Origin of the sequence: Streptomyces marianii (genome assembly GCF_005795905.1) — a bacterium.
In the GTDB taxonomy this organism is placed as follows: Bacteria; Actinomycetota; Actinomycetes; order Streptomycetales; family Streptomycetaceae; genus Streptomyces; species Streptomyces marianii.
The window spans coordinates 5762503-5779388 of the sequence record NZ_VAWE01000001.1 but is presented as its reverse complement, the minus strand read 5'-3'; the positions used below and the strand labels follow the sequence as shown (position 1 = coordinate 5779388).

15 protein-coding genes are annotated in these 16886 nt (G+C 69.8%); 7 read left to right on the top strand and 8 right to left on the bottom strand.

All coding sequences use genetic code 11. From position 1 onward, the window contains the following. Nucleotides 1-182: 182 nt before the first annotated feature. Nucleotides 183-701, top strand: a complete 519-nt coding sequence (locus FEF34_RS26185; RefSeq protein WP_138055330.1) for a DinB family protein — start codon at nt 183-185, stop codon at nt 699-701. Nucleotides 702-836: 135 nt separating this feature from the next. Here the strand turns inward: FEF34_RS26185 and FEF34_RS26180 are convergent, their stop codons facing one another. Next, a complete protein-coding gene (locus FEF34_RS26180; protein WP_138055329.1) occupies nt 837-1247 on the bottom strand; it encodes a VOC family protein in 411 nt (136 codons plus the stop codon). Nucleotides 1248-1715: 468 nt separating this feature from the next. Here FEF34_RS26180 and FEF34_RS26175 point away from each other — a divergent pair, with 468 nt between their 5' ends. Beyond that, nucleotides 1716-2876 carry a PhoX family protein gene (locus FEF34_RS26175; RefSeq protein ID WP_138055328.1) on the top strand — a complete coding sequence of 387 codons (1161 nt, stop codon included), beginning with the start codon at nt 1716-1718 and terminating at the stop codon, nt 2874-2876. Here FEF34_RS26175 and FEF34_RS26170 read toward each other — a convergent pair. The 3 genes from FEF34_RS26170 to dusB form a co-directional block, all read right to left on the bottom strand. Beyond that, the gene (locus FEF34_RS26170; RefSeq protein WP_171053093.1) at nt 2842-3873 is read right to left on the bottom strand and encodes an ArsR/SmtB family transcription factor; all 1032 of its coding nucleotides are present in this window, start codon (nt 3871-3873) and stop codon (nt 2842-2844) included. The two genes, FEF34_RS26175 and FEF34_RS26170, sit on opposite strands and share 35 nt — an antisense overlap. Before the next feature lie 583 nt (nt 3874-4456). Then, nucleotides 4457-7165 (bottom strand): pyruvate, phosphate dikinase, encoded by a 2709-nt coding sequence (gene ppdK, locus FEF34_RS26165; RefSeq protein ID WP_138055327.1) that lies wholly within the window; start codon nt 7163-7165, stop codon nt 4457-4459. Nucleotides 7166-7589: 424 nt separating this feature from the next. Further along, entirely contained in the window at nt 7590-8735 is a 1146-nt protein-coding gene (gene dusB / locus FEF34_RS26160; RefSeq protein ID WP_138055326.1) for a tRNA dihydrouridine synthase DusB, read from the bottom strand. 52 nt (nt 8736-8787) lie between these two features. Here dusB and FEF34_RS26155 point away from each other — a divergent pair, with 52 nt between their 5' ends. Together FEF34_RS26155 and FEF34_RS26150 are read left to right on the top strand one after the other, a co-directional pair. Continuing rightward, entirely contained in the window at nt 8788-10263 is a 1476-nt protein-coding gene (locus FEF34_RS26155) for an MFS transporter (protein ID WP_234042562.1), read from the top strand. 146 nt (nt 10264-10409) lie between these two features. Beyond that, nucleotides 10410-11024 carry a Uma2 family endonuclease gene (locus FEF34_RS26150; RefSeq protein ID WP_138055325.1) on the top strand — a complete coding sequence of 205 codons (615 nt, stop codon included), beginning with the start codon at nt 10410-10412 and terminating at the stop codon, nt 11022-11024. A 2-nt stretch (nt 11025-11026) separates the two neighbouring features. On the opposite strand, the gene FEF34_RS26145 is transcribed toward FEF34_RS26150, so the two are convergent. Both FEF34_RS26145 and FEF34_RS26140 read right to left on the bottom strand, forming a co-directional pair. Beyond that, nucleotides 11027-11272, bottom strand: coding sequence for a DUF6158 family protein (locus FEF34_RS26145; protein WP_138055324.1), 246 nt, complete (start codon nt 11270-11272; stop codon nt 11027-11029). 119 nt (nt 11273-11391) lie between these two features. Beyond that, nucleotides 11392-11607 carry a DUF6243 family protein gene (locus FEF34_RS26140; RefSeq protein ID WP_138055323.1) on the bottom strand — a complete coding sequence of 72 codons (216 nt, stop codon included), beginning with the start codon at nt 11605-11607 and terminating at the stop codon, nt 11392-11394. Between the two features lie 394 nt (nt 11608-12001). Between FEF34_RS26140 and FEF34_RS26135 the strand changes: the two genes are divergently transcribed. Further along, nucleotides 12002-12946, top strand: a complete 945-nt coding sequence (locus tag FEF34_RS26135; protein ID WP_138057734.1) for an aldo/keto reductase — start codon at nt 12002-12004, stop codon at nt 12944-12946. 191 nt (nt 12947-13137) lie between these two features. Further along, nucleotides 13138-13725: a TetR family transcriptional regulator gene (locus FEF34_RS26130; RefSeq protein ID WP_138055322.1), complete on the top strand. Its 588-nt coding sequence runs from the start codon at nt 13138-13140 to the stop codon at nt 13723-13725. 87 nt (nt 13726-13812) lie between these two features. Here the strand turns inward: FEF34_RS26130 and FEF34_RS26125 are convergent, their stop codons facing one another. Both FEF34_RS26125 and FEF34_RS26120 read right to left on the bottom strand, forming a co-directional pair. Further along, complete coding sequence (locus tag FEF34_RS26125) at nt 13813-14031, bottom strand: hypothetical protein (RefSeq protein ID WP_138055321.1); 219 nt, start codon at nt 14029-14031, stop codon at nt 13813-13815. Between the two features lie 104 nt (nt 14032-14135). Beyond that, nucleotides 14136-15518: a glycine--tRNA ligase gene (locus tag FEF34_RS26120; protein WP_138055320.1), complete on the bottom strand. Its 1383-nt coding sequence runs from the start codon at nt 15516-15518 to the stop codon at nt 14136-14138. A gap of 366 nt (nt 15519-15884) precedes the next feature. Between FEF34_RS26120 and FEF34_RS26115 the strand changes: the two genes are divergently transcribed. Continuing rightward, nucleotides 15885-16844 (top strand): metal ABC transporter substrate-binding protein, encoded by a 960-nt coding sequence (locus tag FEF34_RS26115; protein WP_138055319.1) that lies wholly within the window; start codon nt 15885-15887, stop codon nt 16842-16844. Nucleotides 16845-16886: the final 42 nt, after the last annotated feature.

Below are 16886 nucleotides of genomic sequence, written 5' to 3'. Positions count from 1 at the left end.
CGCACGGGGCGCCCGTGCCGGTCGGGGAAACACGCGTCCCGGGGGACGGGAGACCCGCGCCGTCCGGGGGGAAGCGCACACGTGAGACGGGCCCGGCCCCGCGGTCGCCGGGCGGCGACCTCCGCTCGCCGGAGCGCAATCGACGTGCGGCCCGCCGCCGTCCTCGACTACCGTCGGCATCCATGACTCCTCCCCGGATACGTCCCCCCTTCGTGGCGGACGAACGGACCCAGCTGGTCGGCTGGCTCGACATGCAGCGTGCGATCGTCCACTACAAGTGCGAGGGCCTCGCGGAAGCGGACGCCCACCGGTCCGTCCTGCCGGCCTCGCCCCTGATGACGGTGGCGGGCATCGTCTCCCATCTGCGCTGGACGGAGAACACCTGGTTCGAGGTCCTCTTCCTCGGCCGGCCCGCCGACGGCCCGCAGTTCGCCGAGTCCCCGGAGGACGCCGACATGCGGGCCGAGGGCGTCCCGCTGGCACGGCTGCTTCAGGACTACGAGCGGCAGTGCGCTGTCTCGAACGAGATCATCGCGGCCCACTCGCTCGACGAGGCCGGGCGGCACCCGCACCCCGACTACGAGTCGTCCGCCGCCTCCCTGCGCTGGATGCTGATCCACATGGTGGAGGAGACCGCCCGGCACGCCGGTCACCTGGACACCCTCCGGGAACTGCTCGACGGGGAGAAGGGCTACTACTGACCCGTCCCGGCCGGCCGGGGCTGGTGACGGGCCGATGCCGCCCGCTCCCGGCGCGAGCGCGGGGAGCGGGCGGAGCCCGCGCGGGTCGGAGAATCCGGCGGACCTGGCGCCGGGGGCCTGCTGCCCACGGCCGGGCTACTCGCCGCCCTCGACGGCTTTCTCGTCCATCCAGACGACCTCCCAGATGTGGTGGTCCGGGTCCTGGAAGGAGCGGCCGTACATGAAGCCGTGGTCCTGCGGCTCGTTCGCCGGAGAGCCGCCGGCCGCGAGGGCCGCGTCGGTCAGCTCGTCGACCTTCTCGCGGCTCTCGGCACTCAGCGCGACGATCACCTCGGTGCTGGTGGCGGCGTCGGCGACGTCCTTCCTGGTGAAGTCCTTGAACCGGGCCTCGGTCAGCAGCATCGCGAAGATGGAGTCGCTGATGACCAGGCAGGCGGCGGTCTCGTCGGTGAACCGGGGGTTGAAGGAGTAGCCGACCGTCTCCCAGAAGGCCTTCGACGCGTCGAGGTCCTTCACCGGCAGGTTCACGAAGATCATCTGGGTCATGGAGGGTGCCTTTCTCGTGCTCGTCGTCGCGCCGTGGGGCGGCGTCGTCCGTCATGGGGTGGACCCGGGGTGTGCGCCGGACTCATCGCCGCAGCGGGAACTTTTTTCGGAATCATTACGTCCGCATCGCCGGACGGGCCCGCGCGCACAGTCGATCACCATGGGGTACGGGAGCGCGGTCCGCGCGCCGTCGGGCAGGGCTCCACCCCCGACGGCAGGCCGGGCGGCGAGACGGCCGACGCCCCGGCACATCTCGTCGCCCCGCGGTTCGCCGACGACGCCCGGCGCGCCCGGCGGCTCCCGGAGGGCGGCGCGGCGGGGCGGCCCGTTCACCCCGCCCCGTCCGCGACGTCTCCACGCCACCCTTCGTTGACGCTGTGTCAACTCCACACTTCTATGGTCCGTTGGCGCGCGACCCTGTCCCGCCGCCCGGCGGGCGGGGCAGTCACGACTTCCCCTGGAGTGACAGTGGAACGACGCAGCTTCCTGCGCGGAGCGGTCATCGGCACGTCCGCGGCCGCCTTCGGCGGCACGCTGTGGCAGGGCGCCGCCTCCGCGGCCCCGGCCCAGCCCGGCGCCGGGCCGTACGGGGCGCTCGGCGCGGCCGACGCCAACGGCATCCGGCTGCCGGCAGGATTCACCAGCAGGGTGATCGCCCGGTCCGGGCAGAAGGTCGCCTCCACCTCCTACACCTGGCACAACGCCCCCGACGGCGGGGCCTGTTTCACCGACGGCTCCGGCTGGATCTACGTGTCCAACTCGGAGATCAACCCCTCCGGCGGGGCGAGCGCCGTGCGGTTCTCCTCGGCGGGCGCGGTCACCGGGGCCTACCGCATCCTGTCGGGCACCCGCACCAACTGCGCCGGCGGGAAGACCCCGTGGAACACCTGGCTGTCGTGCGAGGAGGTCAGCCTCGGCTACGTCTACGAGACCGACCCGTGGGGTGTGCAGGCCGCCGTCCGCCGTGACGCCATGGGCCGGTTCAAGCACGAGGCCGCGGCCGCCGACCCGGTCCGCAAGGCGGTGTACCTGACCGAGGACGAGTCCAACGGCTGCCTCTACCGCTTCGTCCCCACGACCTGGGGCGACCTGTCCTCCGGCACGCTCCAGGTGCTGGTCGCCGGTACCGCGACCGCCGGGTCGTTCAGCTGGGCGAACGTGCCCGATCCGGACGGATCCCCCACCGCGACCCGCAGCCAGGTGTCCGGAGCGAAGAGGTTCAACGGCGGCGAGGGCTGCCACTACGCCAACGACACCGTCTGGTTCACCACCAAGGGCGACAACCGCCTCTGGCAGCTCGACCTCACCAGCGGCACCTATGAACTCGCCTACGACGACTCGCTGGTGACGGGCGGCTCGGCCCCGCTCACCGGCGTGGACAACGTCACCGGCTCGTCCTCCGGCGATCTGTTCGTCGCGGAGGACGGCGGCAACATGGAGATCTGCCTCATCACCCCCGACGACGTCGTCGCGCCGTTCCTGCGGATCAGCGGCCAGTCCGGCTCGGAGATCACCGGACCGGCCTTCTCCCCGGACGGGCGGCGGCTGTACTTCTCCAGCCAGCGCGGCACCAGCGGCAGCTCGTCGGGCGGCATCACCTACGAGGTGACGGGACCGTTCCGGGCGTAAGCACCCCCGGCGGCTCCGGATCACGCTGGGCGCGGCCCCTCAGCAGGGCCGTGCCCAGCGGCGTCATCGTGTGCAGCACCGCGTTCCCGTTCCGCAGCGTGACCACGAGCCCGGCCTCCCGCAGCACGCACGCGTGCTGACTGGCGGAGGCGAGCGACACCCCCGCCCTGCGGGCCAGCTCGCTGGTCGTGCAGCCGCTGCCGATGGACTGCAGCACCGCCGAGCGGGTGTGGCCCACCAGCCGGCCCAGCGACAGCCCGTCCCGCTCCCACGTCACCGGGGACCCGGTGTGCGTCACGGGATAGACCAGCACCGGCGGCAGCTCCGGGTCCCGGCGGACGACGGGCGTGCCGCGGCAGAAGTACGACGGCTGCAGCAGCAGCCCTCGCCCCTCCAGCCGCACCTCGCGGTCCACCGGGTAGTCGGCCTCCAGCACCGGCGCACGCCAGCGCAGCATCGGCGGCAGGGAGGCCAGCAGCTCGTCCGCTCCCCCGTCGAGCAGGGCCCGGCCGCGCACGGCACGATCGGCCTCCACCGCTGCCTGGATGTGCGGCCAGTACGGCTCGATCGCCGACCGGTGGTAGCTGCGCAGCGCCCCCACGAGCCGGTCCATCGGCCCGGCCGCGCCCTCGGCGAGCCCGGCGAGGCGGCCCGTGAGCACGGAGTGCGGCCGCTCCGCGGCGAGCAGCGCCAGCTCGGCGGCGAGCCTGCGCACCGGGGTGGCGCGCACCGCCTCCAGGCCCTCCTCCAGGCCCTCCAGCGCCTCTGGCGGGGTCAGGAAGTCCGGGAAATAGCCGCGCTGCGGAACGAGGGCCGCGAGGAGCCGTGTTTCACCGTTCAGCCGGGCCCGGGTTTCCGTCCGCCATTCCCCGAAGACGGTGGCGCCGCGCCGGTCCCGTAAACGGTGGAAACTCAGAATCGCTTCCCACAAAACGTCCGGCCTGGCCGCCATCCGCACCCTGGCGAGGTCTTCACCGGTGAGGTGGATTCGCAGCACGGAACCCCCACTGTTGCATCCGCAATCGCCCCCGTCACTGAGTATGCATGCAATCACAGGACGTTACCACGGTGTTTCAGCCACAGTTGAAACGCATCGCGCAACAGGGTGGTCAACCGAAAAGCTGTACGACGTCGGGCACGAAACCTTCGGGTACCGAGGGGCGCAGGCAAAGACCGTGGGGGGCTTTCCGCGCCTGGCGGCGGTCGGCGGAGGTTGCGGCTCCGTGTCCGGCATCGGTAATGGGGCGCGGCCGGCGGGTGGGGATCCGTCGACCGCGCCCCGCCTGTTCTTTGCTCAACGAATGGCGAAAATCAAGCTTCCGTTAAAACACGCTACTGGTCCGTCATTCAACAGGGCCCGGCGGCGGCACGGCCCACCGGGCCAGGAGTCACCGGCGACGGGAATCGCCAAAAGGAAACGAGCGGGACGGGCACCTCCGCACAAGGTGCCCGTCCCGCTCGTCCCTCGGTGCACCGGGACCGCCGGCCGGTCGGTGAGGGTCGGGGACCACCGACGGCCCCGGGTTCAGGGGGCGGGAATCAGTACCGCCGACGGCTTCCGCCGACGGCGCTCGCTCCCGTCAGCGGCTGTCGCTCCCGGAGGACTGCGCCGCCGCGCGACCGGCCTCCAGGCGGGCCACGGGGATCCGGAACGGCGAGCAGGAGACGTAGTCCAGGCCCACCTCGTGGAAGAAGTGCACCGACTCCGGGTCACCGCCGTGCTCACCGCAGACGCCGAGCTTCAGGTCCGGGCGGGTGGCCCGGCCGGCCGCCGCCGCGTTGCGCACCAGCGAACCGACGCCGTCCTTGTCGATCGTCTCGAACGGGCTGACGCCGAAGATGCCCTTCTCCAGGTAGGCCGTGAAGAAGCTCGCCTCCACGTCGTCCCGGCTGAAGCCCCACACGGTCTGGGTGAGGTCGTTCGTGCCGAAGGAGAAGAACTCGGCCGCCTCAGCGATCTGAGCGGCGGTCAGCGCGGCACGCGGCAGCTCGATCATCGTGCCCAGCGCCAGCTTCAGCTCCACGCCGGTCCTCGCCTCGACCTCCGCGATGACCTCCTCGGCCTCCTCGCGGACGATCTCCAGCTCCTGGACCGTGCCCACCAGCGGGATCATGATCTCGGCACGCGGGTCGCCCTTGGCGTTCCTCCGCTCCGCCGCGGCCTCCGCGATGGCCCGCACCTGCATGGTGAACAGACCGGGGATGACCAGACCGAGACGGACCCCGCGCAGCCCCAGCATCGGGTTCTGCTCGTGCAGCCGGTGCACCGCCTGCAGCAGGCGCAGGTCGTTCTCGTTGGCGTCCTTGCGGGCCTCCGCGAGCGCCACGCGCACCGACAGCTCGGTGATGTCCGGCAGGAACTCGTGCAGCGGCGGGTCCAGCAGCCGCACCGTCACCGGCAGCCCGTCCATCGCCTCGAAGAGCTCGACGAAGTCCTTCTTCTGCAGCGGCAGCAGCGCCTTCAGCGCGTCCTCGCGCTCGTCGTCGGTGTCGGCGAGGATCAGCTTCTCGACCATCTCGCGGCGCTCGCCGAGGAACATGTGCTCGGTGCGGCACAGACCGATGCCCTGGGCGCCGAAGCGGCGGGCACGCAGCGCGTCCTCGGCGTTGTCCGCGTTGGCCCGTACCCGCAGCCGGCGTACCCGGTCCGCGTAGGCCATGATCCGGTGCACGGCCTGGACGAGCTCGTCGGCGTCGTCGGCGCCCGCGTGCATCCGGCCCTCGAAGTACTCCACCACCGGGGACGGCACGACCGGGACCTCGCCGATGTACACCTTGCCGGTGGAACCGTCGATGGAGACGACGTCGCCCTCCTCCACGACCGTGCCGTTCACCGTCATCCGGCGGCGCTTGGTGTCGACCTCCAGCTCCTCGGCACCACAGACACAGGTCTTGCCCATGCCGCGGGCGACGACGGCGGCGTGGGAGGTCTTGCCGCCGCGGGAGGTCAGGATGCCCTCGGCCGCGATCATGCCGTCGAGGTCGTCCGGGTTGGTCTCGCGACGGATCAGGATGACCTTCTCGCCGGAACGGGACCACTTGACGGCCGTGTAGGAGTCGAAGACGGCCTTGCCGACCGCCGCGCCCGGGGAGGCGGCGATACCACGGCCGAGCTTCTCGACCTGGGCGGTCTCGTCGAAGCGCGGGAACATCAGCTGCGCGAGCTGCGCGCCGGTGACGCGCTGGAGAGCCTCGGCCTCGTCGATGAGGCCCTGGTCCACGAGCTGGGTGGCGATCCGGAAGGCGGCACCCGCGGTGCGCTTGCCGACCCGGGTCTGCAGCATCCACAGCTGGCCGCGCTCGATGGTGAACTCGATGTCGCACAGGTCCCGGTAGTGCGTCTCGAGCGTCTCCATGATCTGCATCAGCTGGTCGTACGACTTCTTGTCGATCGACTCCAGATCCGCGAGCGGCACCGTGTTGCGGATACCGGCGACGACGTCCTCGCCCTGCGCGTTCTGCAGGTAGTCGCCGTAGACGCCCTGGTGTCCGGACGCGGGGTCGCGGGTGAAGGCGACACCGGTGCCGGAGTCCGGGCCGAGGTTGCCGAAGACCATGGAGCAGACGTTGACCGCGGTGCCCAGGTCGTGCGGGATGCGCTCCTGACGGCGGTAGAGCTTCGCCCGGTCGCCGTTCCAGGAGTCGAAGACGGCCTTGATGGCCAGGTCCATCTGCTCGCGCGGATCCTGCGGGAAGTCGCGGCCGGTCTCGGACTTGACGATCTTCTTGAACTGCTTGACCAGCTTCTTCAGGTCGGCGGCGTCCAGGTCGGTGTCGACCGCGACCTTCTTGGCCTCCTTGGCCCCCTCCAGGGCGTCCTCGAACAGCTCGCCGTCGACGCCGAGGACGGTCTTGCCGAACATCTGGATGAGCCGGCGGTAGGAGTCCCAGGCGAAGCGGTCGTCGCCGGCCTGCTTGGCGAGGCCCTCCACCGAGGTGTCGGACAGACCGATGTTCAGGACCGTGTCCATCATGCCGGGCATGGAGAACTTGGCGCCGGATCGTACGGACACCAGCAGCGGGTCGTCGGCCTGGCCCAGCTTCTTGCCCATGCGCTGCTCCAGCGCGTCGAGGTGCGCACTCACCTCGTCACGCAGTGCCGCGGGCTCCTCGCCACTGTCCAGGTAGACCTTGCAGGCCTCGGTGGTGATGGTGAAGCCCGGGGGGACGGGCAGCCCGAGGTTGGTCATCTCGGCGAGGTTCGCACCCTTGCCACCGAGGAGGTCCTTGAGGTCCTTGTTGCCCTCGGTGAAGTCGTAGACGAACTTCTGATCTTTGTTTTCCGACACGGGTCTCGACTCCTCGAGGACTCGGTGGCTGCCCTGACGGCGAGGAACATACCCAGATCGAAGGCGCCTGGGTACGTCCACTTGTTTGTCATTCGGCCGTAACCACCCGTCCGCCAGCAGATCGCAGGTTACCGATGCGTAAAGCCGGAGCCTTCGCACCTTCATCCCTCGAAGAGCGCTTGACTGAAAGCGGGGAATCGCCGCTCATGTGAGCACCATCCAAGGCATCTGAGTTCAGCTATTGAACACAAGATGGGTGGCACTGAGTGCCACCCATTCCGAAGTCACAGCCACCTCGAAAGTGCTCATCTGAGCGCAACCCTTATCAGGGGTGGCGAGAATCACGCCGCCGGCAACGACCGGATCCCACCATCCGGACCCGCTCGCACCCGGATCCGGACCGGCCTCCCGACCCGCCGCCCGGTCAGCCCCCGGACGTGTCCAGCTCCGCATCCTCGCCCACACCGGCACAGTCGTACGGGTCCCTCAGCCAGCCGTCCGGCAGCACGACCCGGTTGTTCCCCGACGTACGCCCCCTCGGACCGTCCGCACCCGACGGCCACGGCTGGTCCAGGTCCAGCATGCTCAGCTGAGCGCGCAGCTCCTCCAGCGACGACGTCACCGCCAGCCGCTTGCGCATCTCCGACCCGACCGCGAACCCCTTCAGGTACCACGCCACGTGCTTACGGAAGTCGATCACGCCACGGGACTCGTCGCCGATCCACTCCCCCAGCAGCCGCGCATGGCGCACCATCACGTCCGCGACCTCGCGCAACGACGGCCGCGCCGGGGCACCCGACCCCCCGAAGGCACTGACCAGGTCCCCGAACAGCCACGGCCGGCCCAGACAGCCGCGCCCCACGACCACCCCGTCGCAGCCCGTCTCCCGCATCATCCGCAGCGCGTCGTCCGCCGACCAGATGTCGCCGTTGCCCAGCACCGGGATCTCCGGCACATGCTCCTTCAGCCGCGCGATCGCGTCCCAGTCCGCAGTACCGCCGTAGTGCTGAGCCGCCGTACGCCCGTGCAGGGCGATCGCCGTGACGCCCTCCTCGACCGCGATCCGCCCCGCGTCGAGATACGTGATGTGGTCGTCGTCGATGCCCTTGCGCATCTTCATCGTCACCGGCAGGTCGCCGGCGTTGCCGACCGCCTCACCCAGGATCGCCCTCAGCAGGTTCCGCTTGTACGGCAGCGCCGAGCCGCCGCCCTTGCGGGTCACCTTGGGCACCGGGCAGCCGAAGTTCAGGTCGATGTGATCGGCCAGGCCCTCGTCCACGATCATGCGGACCGCCTTGCCGACCGTGACCGGGTCCACCCCGTACAACTGGATCGAACGCGGCGTCTCCGACGCGTCGAAGTGGATCAGCTGCATCGTCTTCTCGTTGCGCTCGACCAGCGCCCGGGTCGTGATCATCTCGCTCACGAACAGCCCCTTGCCCCCGCTGAACTCCCTGCAAAGGGTGCGGAACGGTGCGTTCGTGATGCCGGCCATGGGCGCGAGCACCACGGGGGGCTGCACGGCATGCGGGCCGATGGACAGCGTCGAGGGCTGAGCGAGCGTGGTCATTCGACCATTGTCGCGCACTGTCAAATTCATTAGTTAGGCGTACTATGCATGCATGTCCGCGTCCGAGACCACCGGCACCCCTCCGACCCGGATGAGCCAACGCCGACGCCTCCTCGTCCTGGCCATCTGCTGCATGAGCCTGCTGATCGTCGGCCTCGACAACACCGTCCTCAACGTGGCCCTCCCCTCCATGCGCGAGGAGTTCCACGCCGGCATCGCCGGAATGCAGTGGACCGTCGACGCCTACACCCTCGTCCTCGCCTCCCTGCTCATCCTCGCCGGATCCACCGCCGACCGGATCGGCCGCCGCAAGGTCTTCAAGACCGGACTCGTCCTCTTCACCCTCGGCTCCGTCCTCTGCTCCCTCGCCCCCAACCTCGAATCACTCGTCGCGTTCCGCATGCTCCAGGCCGTCGGCGGCTCCATGCTCAACCCCGTCGCCATGTCGATCATCACCAACACCTTCACCGACCCGCGCCAACGCGCACGCGCCATCGGCGCGTGGGGCGCCGTCGTCGGCATATCCATGGCCGCCGGACCCGTCGTCGGCGGACTCCTCGTCGAAACCATCGGCTGGCGCTCCATCTTCTGGATCAACGTCCCCGTCGGCCTCACCGCCCTCCTCCTCACCTGGCGCTACGTCCCCGAGTCCCGCGCCGCCAAGCCCCGCCGCGCCGACCCCGCCGGACAACTCCTCGTCATCGCCCTCCTCGGCTCCCTCACCTACGCGATCATCGAAGCGCCCACCGCGGGCCCCGCCACCGTCCTCCCCTTCACCGCCCTCGCCGCGGCCGCACTCACCGCCCTCGTCCTCCACGAGCCCCGCCGCACCGAACCCCTCATCGACCTGCGCTTCTTCCACTCGGCCCCGTTCAGCGGCGCCACCGTCATCGCGATCAGCGCCTTCGCGGCACTCAGCGGCTTCCTCTTCCTCAACACCCTCTATCTGCAGGACGTCCGCGGACTGTCCGCCCTCCAGGCCGGCCTCGCCATGCTCCCCATGGCCGCACTCACCTTCCTCTGCGCCCCGCTCGCCGGCCGCCTCGTCGCCGGCCGCGGACCACGACTGCCACTCGCCCTCGCCGGCACCTCCATGGCCGCCTGCGGAATCCTCTTCGCCGCCTTCGAAGCCGAGACGTCCACACCGCTGCTCTTCACCGGATACGTCCTCTTCGGCCTCGGCTTCGGCATGGTCAACGCGCCCATCACCAACACCGCCGTCTCCGGTATGCCCCGCTCCCAGGCGGGCGTCGCCGCCGCCGTCGCCTCCACCAGCCGCCAGACCGGCGCCACCCTCGGCGTCGCCGTCATCGGCTCCGTGCTGGCGGCGGGCACCGGCGCCGCCGACCACGTCACCGGCTTCGTCGAGGCCGCCCGCCCGGCGTGGTGGATCATCACCGGCTGTGCACTGACCGTCCTCGCCGTCGGCCTCGCCACCAGCGGCCGCTGGGCCCGGGAGACAGCCCGCCGCACGGCGGAGCGGCTCGAACCGGCGAACACCCGCACGACCGCCGGCAGCAGCGCCTGACCCCGGACCCACCCGCCGAGGAACGCGCCGGTACGCCCCCTCGGGCCAAGGAAACCGCCGGTCACCGTCACACCGCACCGCTACGGTGAGTGGTCAAGGCAACACACGCGACGGAACCTGGCCGCGGGCACGAAGGAGGGCGCATCATGACACTGATGCTTGAGCGACCGACGACCATAGAAGCCCCCCGTGGCACACCGCAGTTCGAAGCGCTGTGCGACACGCTGCTGAGCATGGAGGTGCCCGACGGCTACCGGGCAGAGATCGTCGGGGGAAACATCGTCATGTCACCGTGGTCCCGGGGCTTCTACCTGCCCGTCATGGAGTCCGTCCTGGACCAGTTGAAGCCGGAACGCCCGCCAGGCCACACCATGTCCTCGGCCCCGTTCCTGTTCACCTTCCCCGGCGAGGAACGGGCGTACGGCCCGGACATCTACGCCGCCGCGACCTCCGCCTTCCGGACGGATTCGCGGTACGTCGACGGCGAGGCCCTCTCCTTCGTCTGCGAGCTCACCTCTTCGGCGACCCGGCTCGTGGACTGGCAGGACAAGGTCCCCGTCTACGGCAGGGCAGGCGTGCCCGTCTACCTCCTGCTGGACATGCAGGAGCAGACCGCCACCGTGTTCTGGGAGCCCTCCGCCAAGGGGTACCTGTCCCGGCGCACGGCCCCGTTCGGCGGGAAGCTGGAGATCCCCGACCCGTTCGGCTGCGAACTCGACACCGGCGTGTTCGAGGTGCCTGCCGACGTCACGGAGAGCTGAGCTCAGGCCTCGTCACACGTACGGGCCCGTGCGCCCTCCCGGGTCCGGGCACGGGACGTGGCCCGCCGGGGGTGGCGGCGGACATACTCCGCCTCCAAGGCACCCATCCGGGAAGTGTGCGTCTGCAGGGCGTCGTCGGAGCCGTACAGCAGGGTCTCGTGGCGGGTCCGGTGGATGGCCTCCAGCTCCTTCAGCAGCTGCCCGTCCTCCAGCCGCTCCGGCGGCACTCCGCGGTCCTGCTCGGCCATGACACACACCTCCGGTAGGTACGCCCCTTCCATCATGGCCCGGGATCGGGCGACCGCATCCGAAGGCGAAGGGGCCCGGATCACCAGGGTGATCCGGGCCCCTTCGACGTGAGACGGCGTCAGCTCTGCGTGTCGCCCGCTTCCCGGGACGCCTCACCGTGAGCGTCCTCGGTGCCCTGGGCGCGCTCACGCATCTTGCGCAGGAGTTCCTGCTTCTGGTCGGCGGCCGTCCGGCGGTCTGCCTGGCTCGCCGGACCGTTGCCCTGCTGGTCGGCGCGGGACAGCTTTCGGCGCTGTCCGCCCACGCCGAGGAGGTTGTTGCGGCCCTTGGCCACGGGGTTCTCCCATCGTGGTGAGAAGTAGTCCGGATGTCAGCTGGTGGGGGCGGGACGTGACCGCCGCACTCTCACTCGTAGATCTGGAAGAAGGAGGACATGCGGCGACGGTACCGGTCGGGGGCGGGGCGGACACCCGGTTTTCCGGCCTGGTGGCACGCGTCGCGCAAGCTATCGACGATGACGACTGACAGATATTGAAATCTGTCAGTCGTCACGTCATAGTTGTCAGCGTCAGCGTCCCCCTCCCCGAGGAGCCCCTTCCATGACCTCGCCCACCTCGCCCACCTGGCCCACTTCCCCCGACACCCCCGCCCCCTTCGTGCACCACCCCCTCCCCACCCGTCCACTCGGCGCCACAGGCCCCCGTGTCTCGGCGATCGGCCTGGGCGCCATGGGTATGTCGGCGCTCTACGGCGAAGCCGATCGCTCGGAGTCGATCGCGACGATCCATGCCGCCCTCGACGCCGGCGTGACGCTGATCGACACGGGCGACTTCTACGGCATGGGCCACAACGAGACGCTGATCGGCGAGGCACTGCGTGCCGCTCCGGCGGCGGATCGCGAGAAGGCGCTGATCAGCGTGAAGTTCGGGGCGCTACGCGACCCGGACGGCGGCTGGTCCGGCTATGACGGCCGCCCCGCCGCGGTCAGGAACTTCGCCGCCTACTCGCTGCAGCGGCTGGGCACCGACCACATCGACGTGTACCGCATCGCCCGTGTCGACCCGGACGTGCCGGTGGAGGAGACGGTCGGCGCGATCGCCGAGCTGGTCGAGGCCGGTCACGTCCGGCACATCGGCCTGTCCGAGGTCGGCGCCGACACGCTGCGCCGTGCGGCGTCCGTCGCCCCGATCGCCGATCTGCAGATCGAGTACTCGCTGATCTCCCGCGGTGTCGAGGACGCGATTCTGCCCACGGCGCGCGAGCTGGGTATCGGTGTCACGGCGTACGGCGTGCTGTCCCGCGGCCTGATCTCCGGGCACTTCAGCGGGGACCGGAAGCTGGCGGCCGATGACTTCCGGGGCATGAGCCCGCGCTTTCAGGGCGACAATCTGCGGCACAACCTGGATCTCGTGGAGCAGTTGCGCAAGATCGCGGAGCAGAAGGGCGTTTCGGTCGCCCAGTTGGCGATCGCGTGGGTGCTGTCGCGTGGCGAGGACGTCGTTCCGCTGGTGGGTGCGCGGCGCCGGGACCGGCTGACCGAGGCGCTGGGTGCGCTGGGCGTGACGTTCGGGGAGGACGAGCTCGCGGCGATCGAGCGGGCCGTTCCCCGGGGGGCCGCGGCGGGTGAGCGCTACCCGGCGGTGCAGATGGCACATCTCGACAGCGAGCGCTGATGTGTCGCGGTGTGTGGCCGGGGGCGGGTCGGTCATGACCGGGACCGGCGTGGCGGGGTTCCCGTCGGCCGGCCCCGTTCGTGCCGGCCGTGCCGTGTCCGCGAGCTGTCCGCTCCGTGCCTGCTGTGCCCGTCGTGCCGGGTGTCCGGCTGGTCCGGGCCGTGTCGGTGGGGAAGGGTAACGTCGGTGCCATGTCCACCACGGAGACCCTGACCGCCGACCGTATCCTCGAGGCGACCGAGGAGGTGCTGCGTCGTTTCGGTCCGTCCAAGGCGACGGTCGTCGATGTGGCGCGCGCCCTCGGGGTGAGTCACGGCAGTGTGTACCGGCATTTCCGCACCAAGGCGGCGCTGCGTGAGGCGGTGACGGCTCGCTGGCTGGGCCGCACCGAGGAGTTGCTGTCGGAGATCACGGAGGGGCCTGCCGGTTCGGCGGAGGAGAAGCTGCGGGCGTGGTTGTCGTGTCTGTTCGAGGCGAAGCGTCACAAGGCGGGTGACGATCCGGAGTTGTTCGCCACGTACGCGGTGCTGATCACGGAGGCCAGTGATGTGGTGGACGAGCATCTGGTGGTGCTGGTCAGCCAGGTGACGCGGATCGTCGAAGAGGGGGTGCGCGGCGGGGAGTTCGAGGCCGCGGATCCGGTGTCGGTGGCGCAGGCGGTGTTCGACGCGACGGCGCGTTTCCATGATCCGGTGTTTGCGCCGGAGTGGCGGAGGCCGTCGATCGACGACGAGTTCCGTGCGGTGTGCGAGTTGTTGTTGCGTGGTCTGCGGGTCTGACGGTTTCCGCCGCTCGATGCCCCCTCGCCGGCGCGGGTCGGGCACGGTGCGTGCTGGGCTGTCGGAGCTGTGGTGTCCGGCTGGTGGTCAGTCGTTTCGGGTGCGGTTGCCCGGGTCGACGGTGGCCTGGTGGGCGTCGGCGAGGTGTTCCTCGGCCTTGAGCCAGGGGAGGAACTGGGCGCCTTTGCGCCAGCCGCAGGTGTCGCAGGTGAGTGCCTTCTGTAGGCCTGCTTTCCGGACGCGGACGGTGTGTTCGCGTCCGTGCTGGTCCCATCTGCTGACTTTGCTGCTGGTGGTGGACGGCATGGTGTGCCTCCTCTGCCGGCGGTCGACGAGTGGGCCCAGTGTGCATGAGGGCCCCCGGCTCCGTACCCGGAACCGGGGGCCTTGTTGCCGTCGTGGGGTGAGCGTCAGCAGCCGAGGAGGCGGGTGGCGAGGTAGCCCTGGATCTGGTCGAGGGAGACGCGTTCCTGCTTCATGGTGTCGCGCTCGCGGACGGTGACCGCGTTGTCGTCGAGGGTGTCGAAGTCGACGGTGACGCAGTAGGGGGTGCCGATCTCGTCCTGGCGGCGGTAGCGGCGGCCGATGGCGCCGGCGTCGTCGAACTCGATGTTCCAGTTCTGCCGGAGGTCGGCGGCGAGGCCCTTGGCCTTCGGGGAGAGCTGGGGGTTGCGGGACAGCGGCAGGACGGCGACCTTCACCGGGGCGAGGCGGTGGTCGAGGCGCAGGACGGTGCGCTTCTCCATGACGCCCTTGGCGTTGGGGGCTTCGTCCTCGTTGTAGCCGTCGAGGAGGAAGGCGAGCATGGTGCGGCCGACACCGGCGGCGGGCTCGATGACGTAGGGGGTCCAGCGCTCGCCGGCTTCCTGGTCGAAGTACGACAGGTCGGTGCCCGAGGCCTTGGAGTGGGCGCCGAGGTCGTAGTCGGTGCGGTTGGCGACGCCTTCGAGCTCGCCCCATTCGCTGCCGCCGAACTGGAAGCGGTACTCGATGTCGGCGGTGCGCTTGGAGTAGTGGGAGAGCTTCTCCTTGGGGTGCTCGTACCAGCGCATGTTCTCCTCACGGAGACCGAGGCCGGTGTACCAGTTCCAGCGCTGCTCCATCCAGTACTCGTGCCACTTCTCGTCCTCGCCGGGCTTGACGAAGAACTCCATCTCCATCTGCTCGAACTCGCGGGTGCGGAAGATGAAGTTGCCGGGGGTGATCTCGTTGCGGAAGGACTTGCCGACCTGGGCGATGCCGAAGGGCGGCTTGCGGCGGGAGGTCTGCTGGACCTGGGCGAAGTTGGTGAAGATGCCCTGGGCGGTCTCGGGGCGCAGGTAGGCGATGGAGCCGGAGTCCTGGGTGGGGCCGAGGTGGGTGGAGAGGAGGCCGGAGAACTGCTTGGGCTCGGTGAACTGGCCCTTGGTGCCGCAGTGGGGGCAGTTGATGTCGGTCAGGCCGTCCGCGGGGGCGCGACCGTGCTTCTCCTCGTAGGCCTCTTCGAGGTGGTCGGCGCGGAAGCGCTTGTGGCAGGAGGTGCACTCGGTGAGCGGGTCGGTGAAGGTGGCGACGTGGCCGGAGGCTTCCCAGACCTCGGTCGCCAGGATCACCGACGAGTCGATGCCGACGACGTCCTCGCGCGAGGTGACCATGTAGCGCCACCACTGGCGCTTGATGTTCTCCTTGAGCTCGGTACCCAGCGGTCCGTAGTCCCAGGCGGCGCGCTGGCCGCCGTAGATCTCGCTGCTGGGGTAGACGAACCCACGGCGCTTGCTCAGGTTGACGATCGTGTCGATCTTGTCGGCGGCCACGGTGCTCTCTTCATTACGACGACGAAGTGCGAATGCTTCAGATTACCGGCGCTCGTACCCCCTGTATCAAATCGGTTCGCCTCCTCGTTCGCGGAAGCGGAGGCGTGGGGGGACGTGCCATCGGATCCGGTCGTGGATGGCGTCGCCGGACCTGTACCGGTCCGGGTGATAGGTGATGGCACGCTCCGTTCTCGCGGTGGAGGGTTGCGGTGCCGGTTTCGTCCGTGGAGAGGCCGGCGGCGGTGTACCAGGGGACGGTGGCGGCTCCGTCGGGCCACCACCGGGTGCAGGTGGGGTTGGGGGGCGGATGATCGAAACCGATGATTCAATTGACAATCGTTTCCATCTTTGTTGAAAATGACTGTCATGAACGTACGCCGCCTCATACCCACCACCGCCCTCGCGGGAGCGACCGCGCTGGGCCTCGTCTCGCTCTCGGCCTGCTCGGGTGCGTCCTCGGCCGGAGGCGCCAAGGCGGGCGGCAAGCTGGATGTGGTGGCGTCCTTCTACCCGGTGCAGTACCTGGCCGAGGAGATCGGCGGTGACCATGTGGAGGTCACGACGCTGACGAAGCCGGGCGTGGAGCCGCATGACCTGGAGCTGAAGCCCAGGCAGGTGTCGGAGCTCCGCCAGGCCGACTACGTCCTCTATCTGAAGGGCGTGCAGCCCGCCGTCGACGAGGCGATCGCGCAGTCCGGCGTCGAGCACACGGTGGACGCCGCGACCCTGACCGGGCTGGAGGACCACGGCACCGAGGTCGGCCACGGCGACGGTCACGAGGGCGGGGAGCACGAGGGCGGGGTCGGGGCCGATCCGCACGTCTGGCTGGACCCGGTGAAGTACGCCGAGGTCGCCGAGGGCGTCGGGGACTCCCTGGCGAAGGCCGATCCGGCGCATGCCGCGGACTACCGGAAGAACACCGAGACGCTGGTCGGCAAGCTGAAGGCGCTGGACGCCAAGTTCGCCGACGGCCTGAAGAACAGCACCACCAAGACCTTCATCACCACCCATTCCGCCTTCGGCTACCTCGCCGAGCGGTACGGGCTGGATCAGCACGGCATCGCCGGGATCGACCCGGAGTCCGAGCCGAGCCCGGCGCGGATCAAGGAGCTCCAGTCGGTCGCGAAGCAGGAGAAGGTGTCCACGGTCTTCTTCGAGACGCTGGCCAGTGACCGTACGGCGAAGACGCTCGCGAAGGACACGGGGCTGCGGACGGACGTCCTGGACCCGCTGGAGGGCATCACGGACAGGTCCAAGGGTGACGACTACCTGTCGGTGATGGAGTCCAACCTCGCCGCGCTGCAGAAGGCGCTCGGCGCGAAGTGACAGTCGTTTCACCGGCCGTTTCGGCAGGAGCAGCATCGGAGG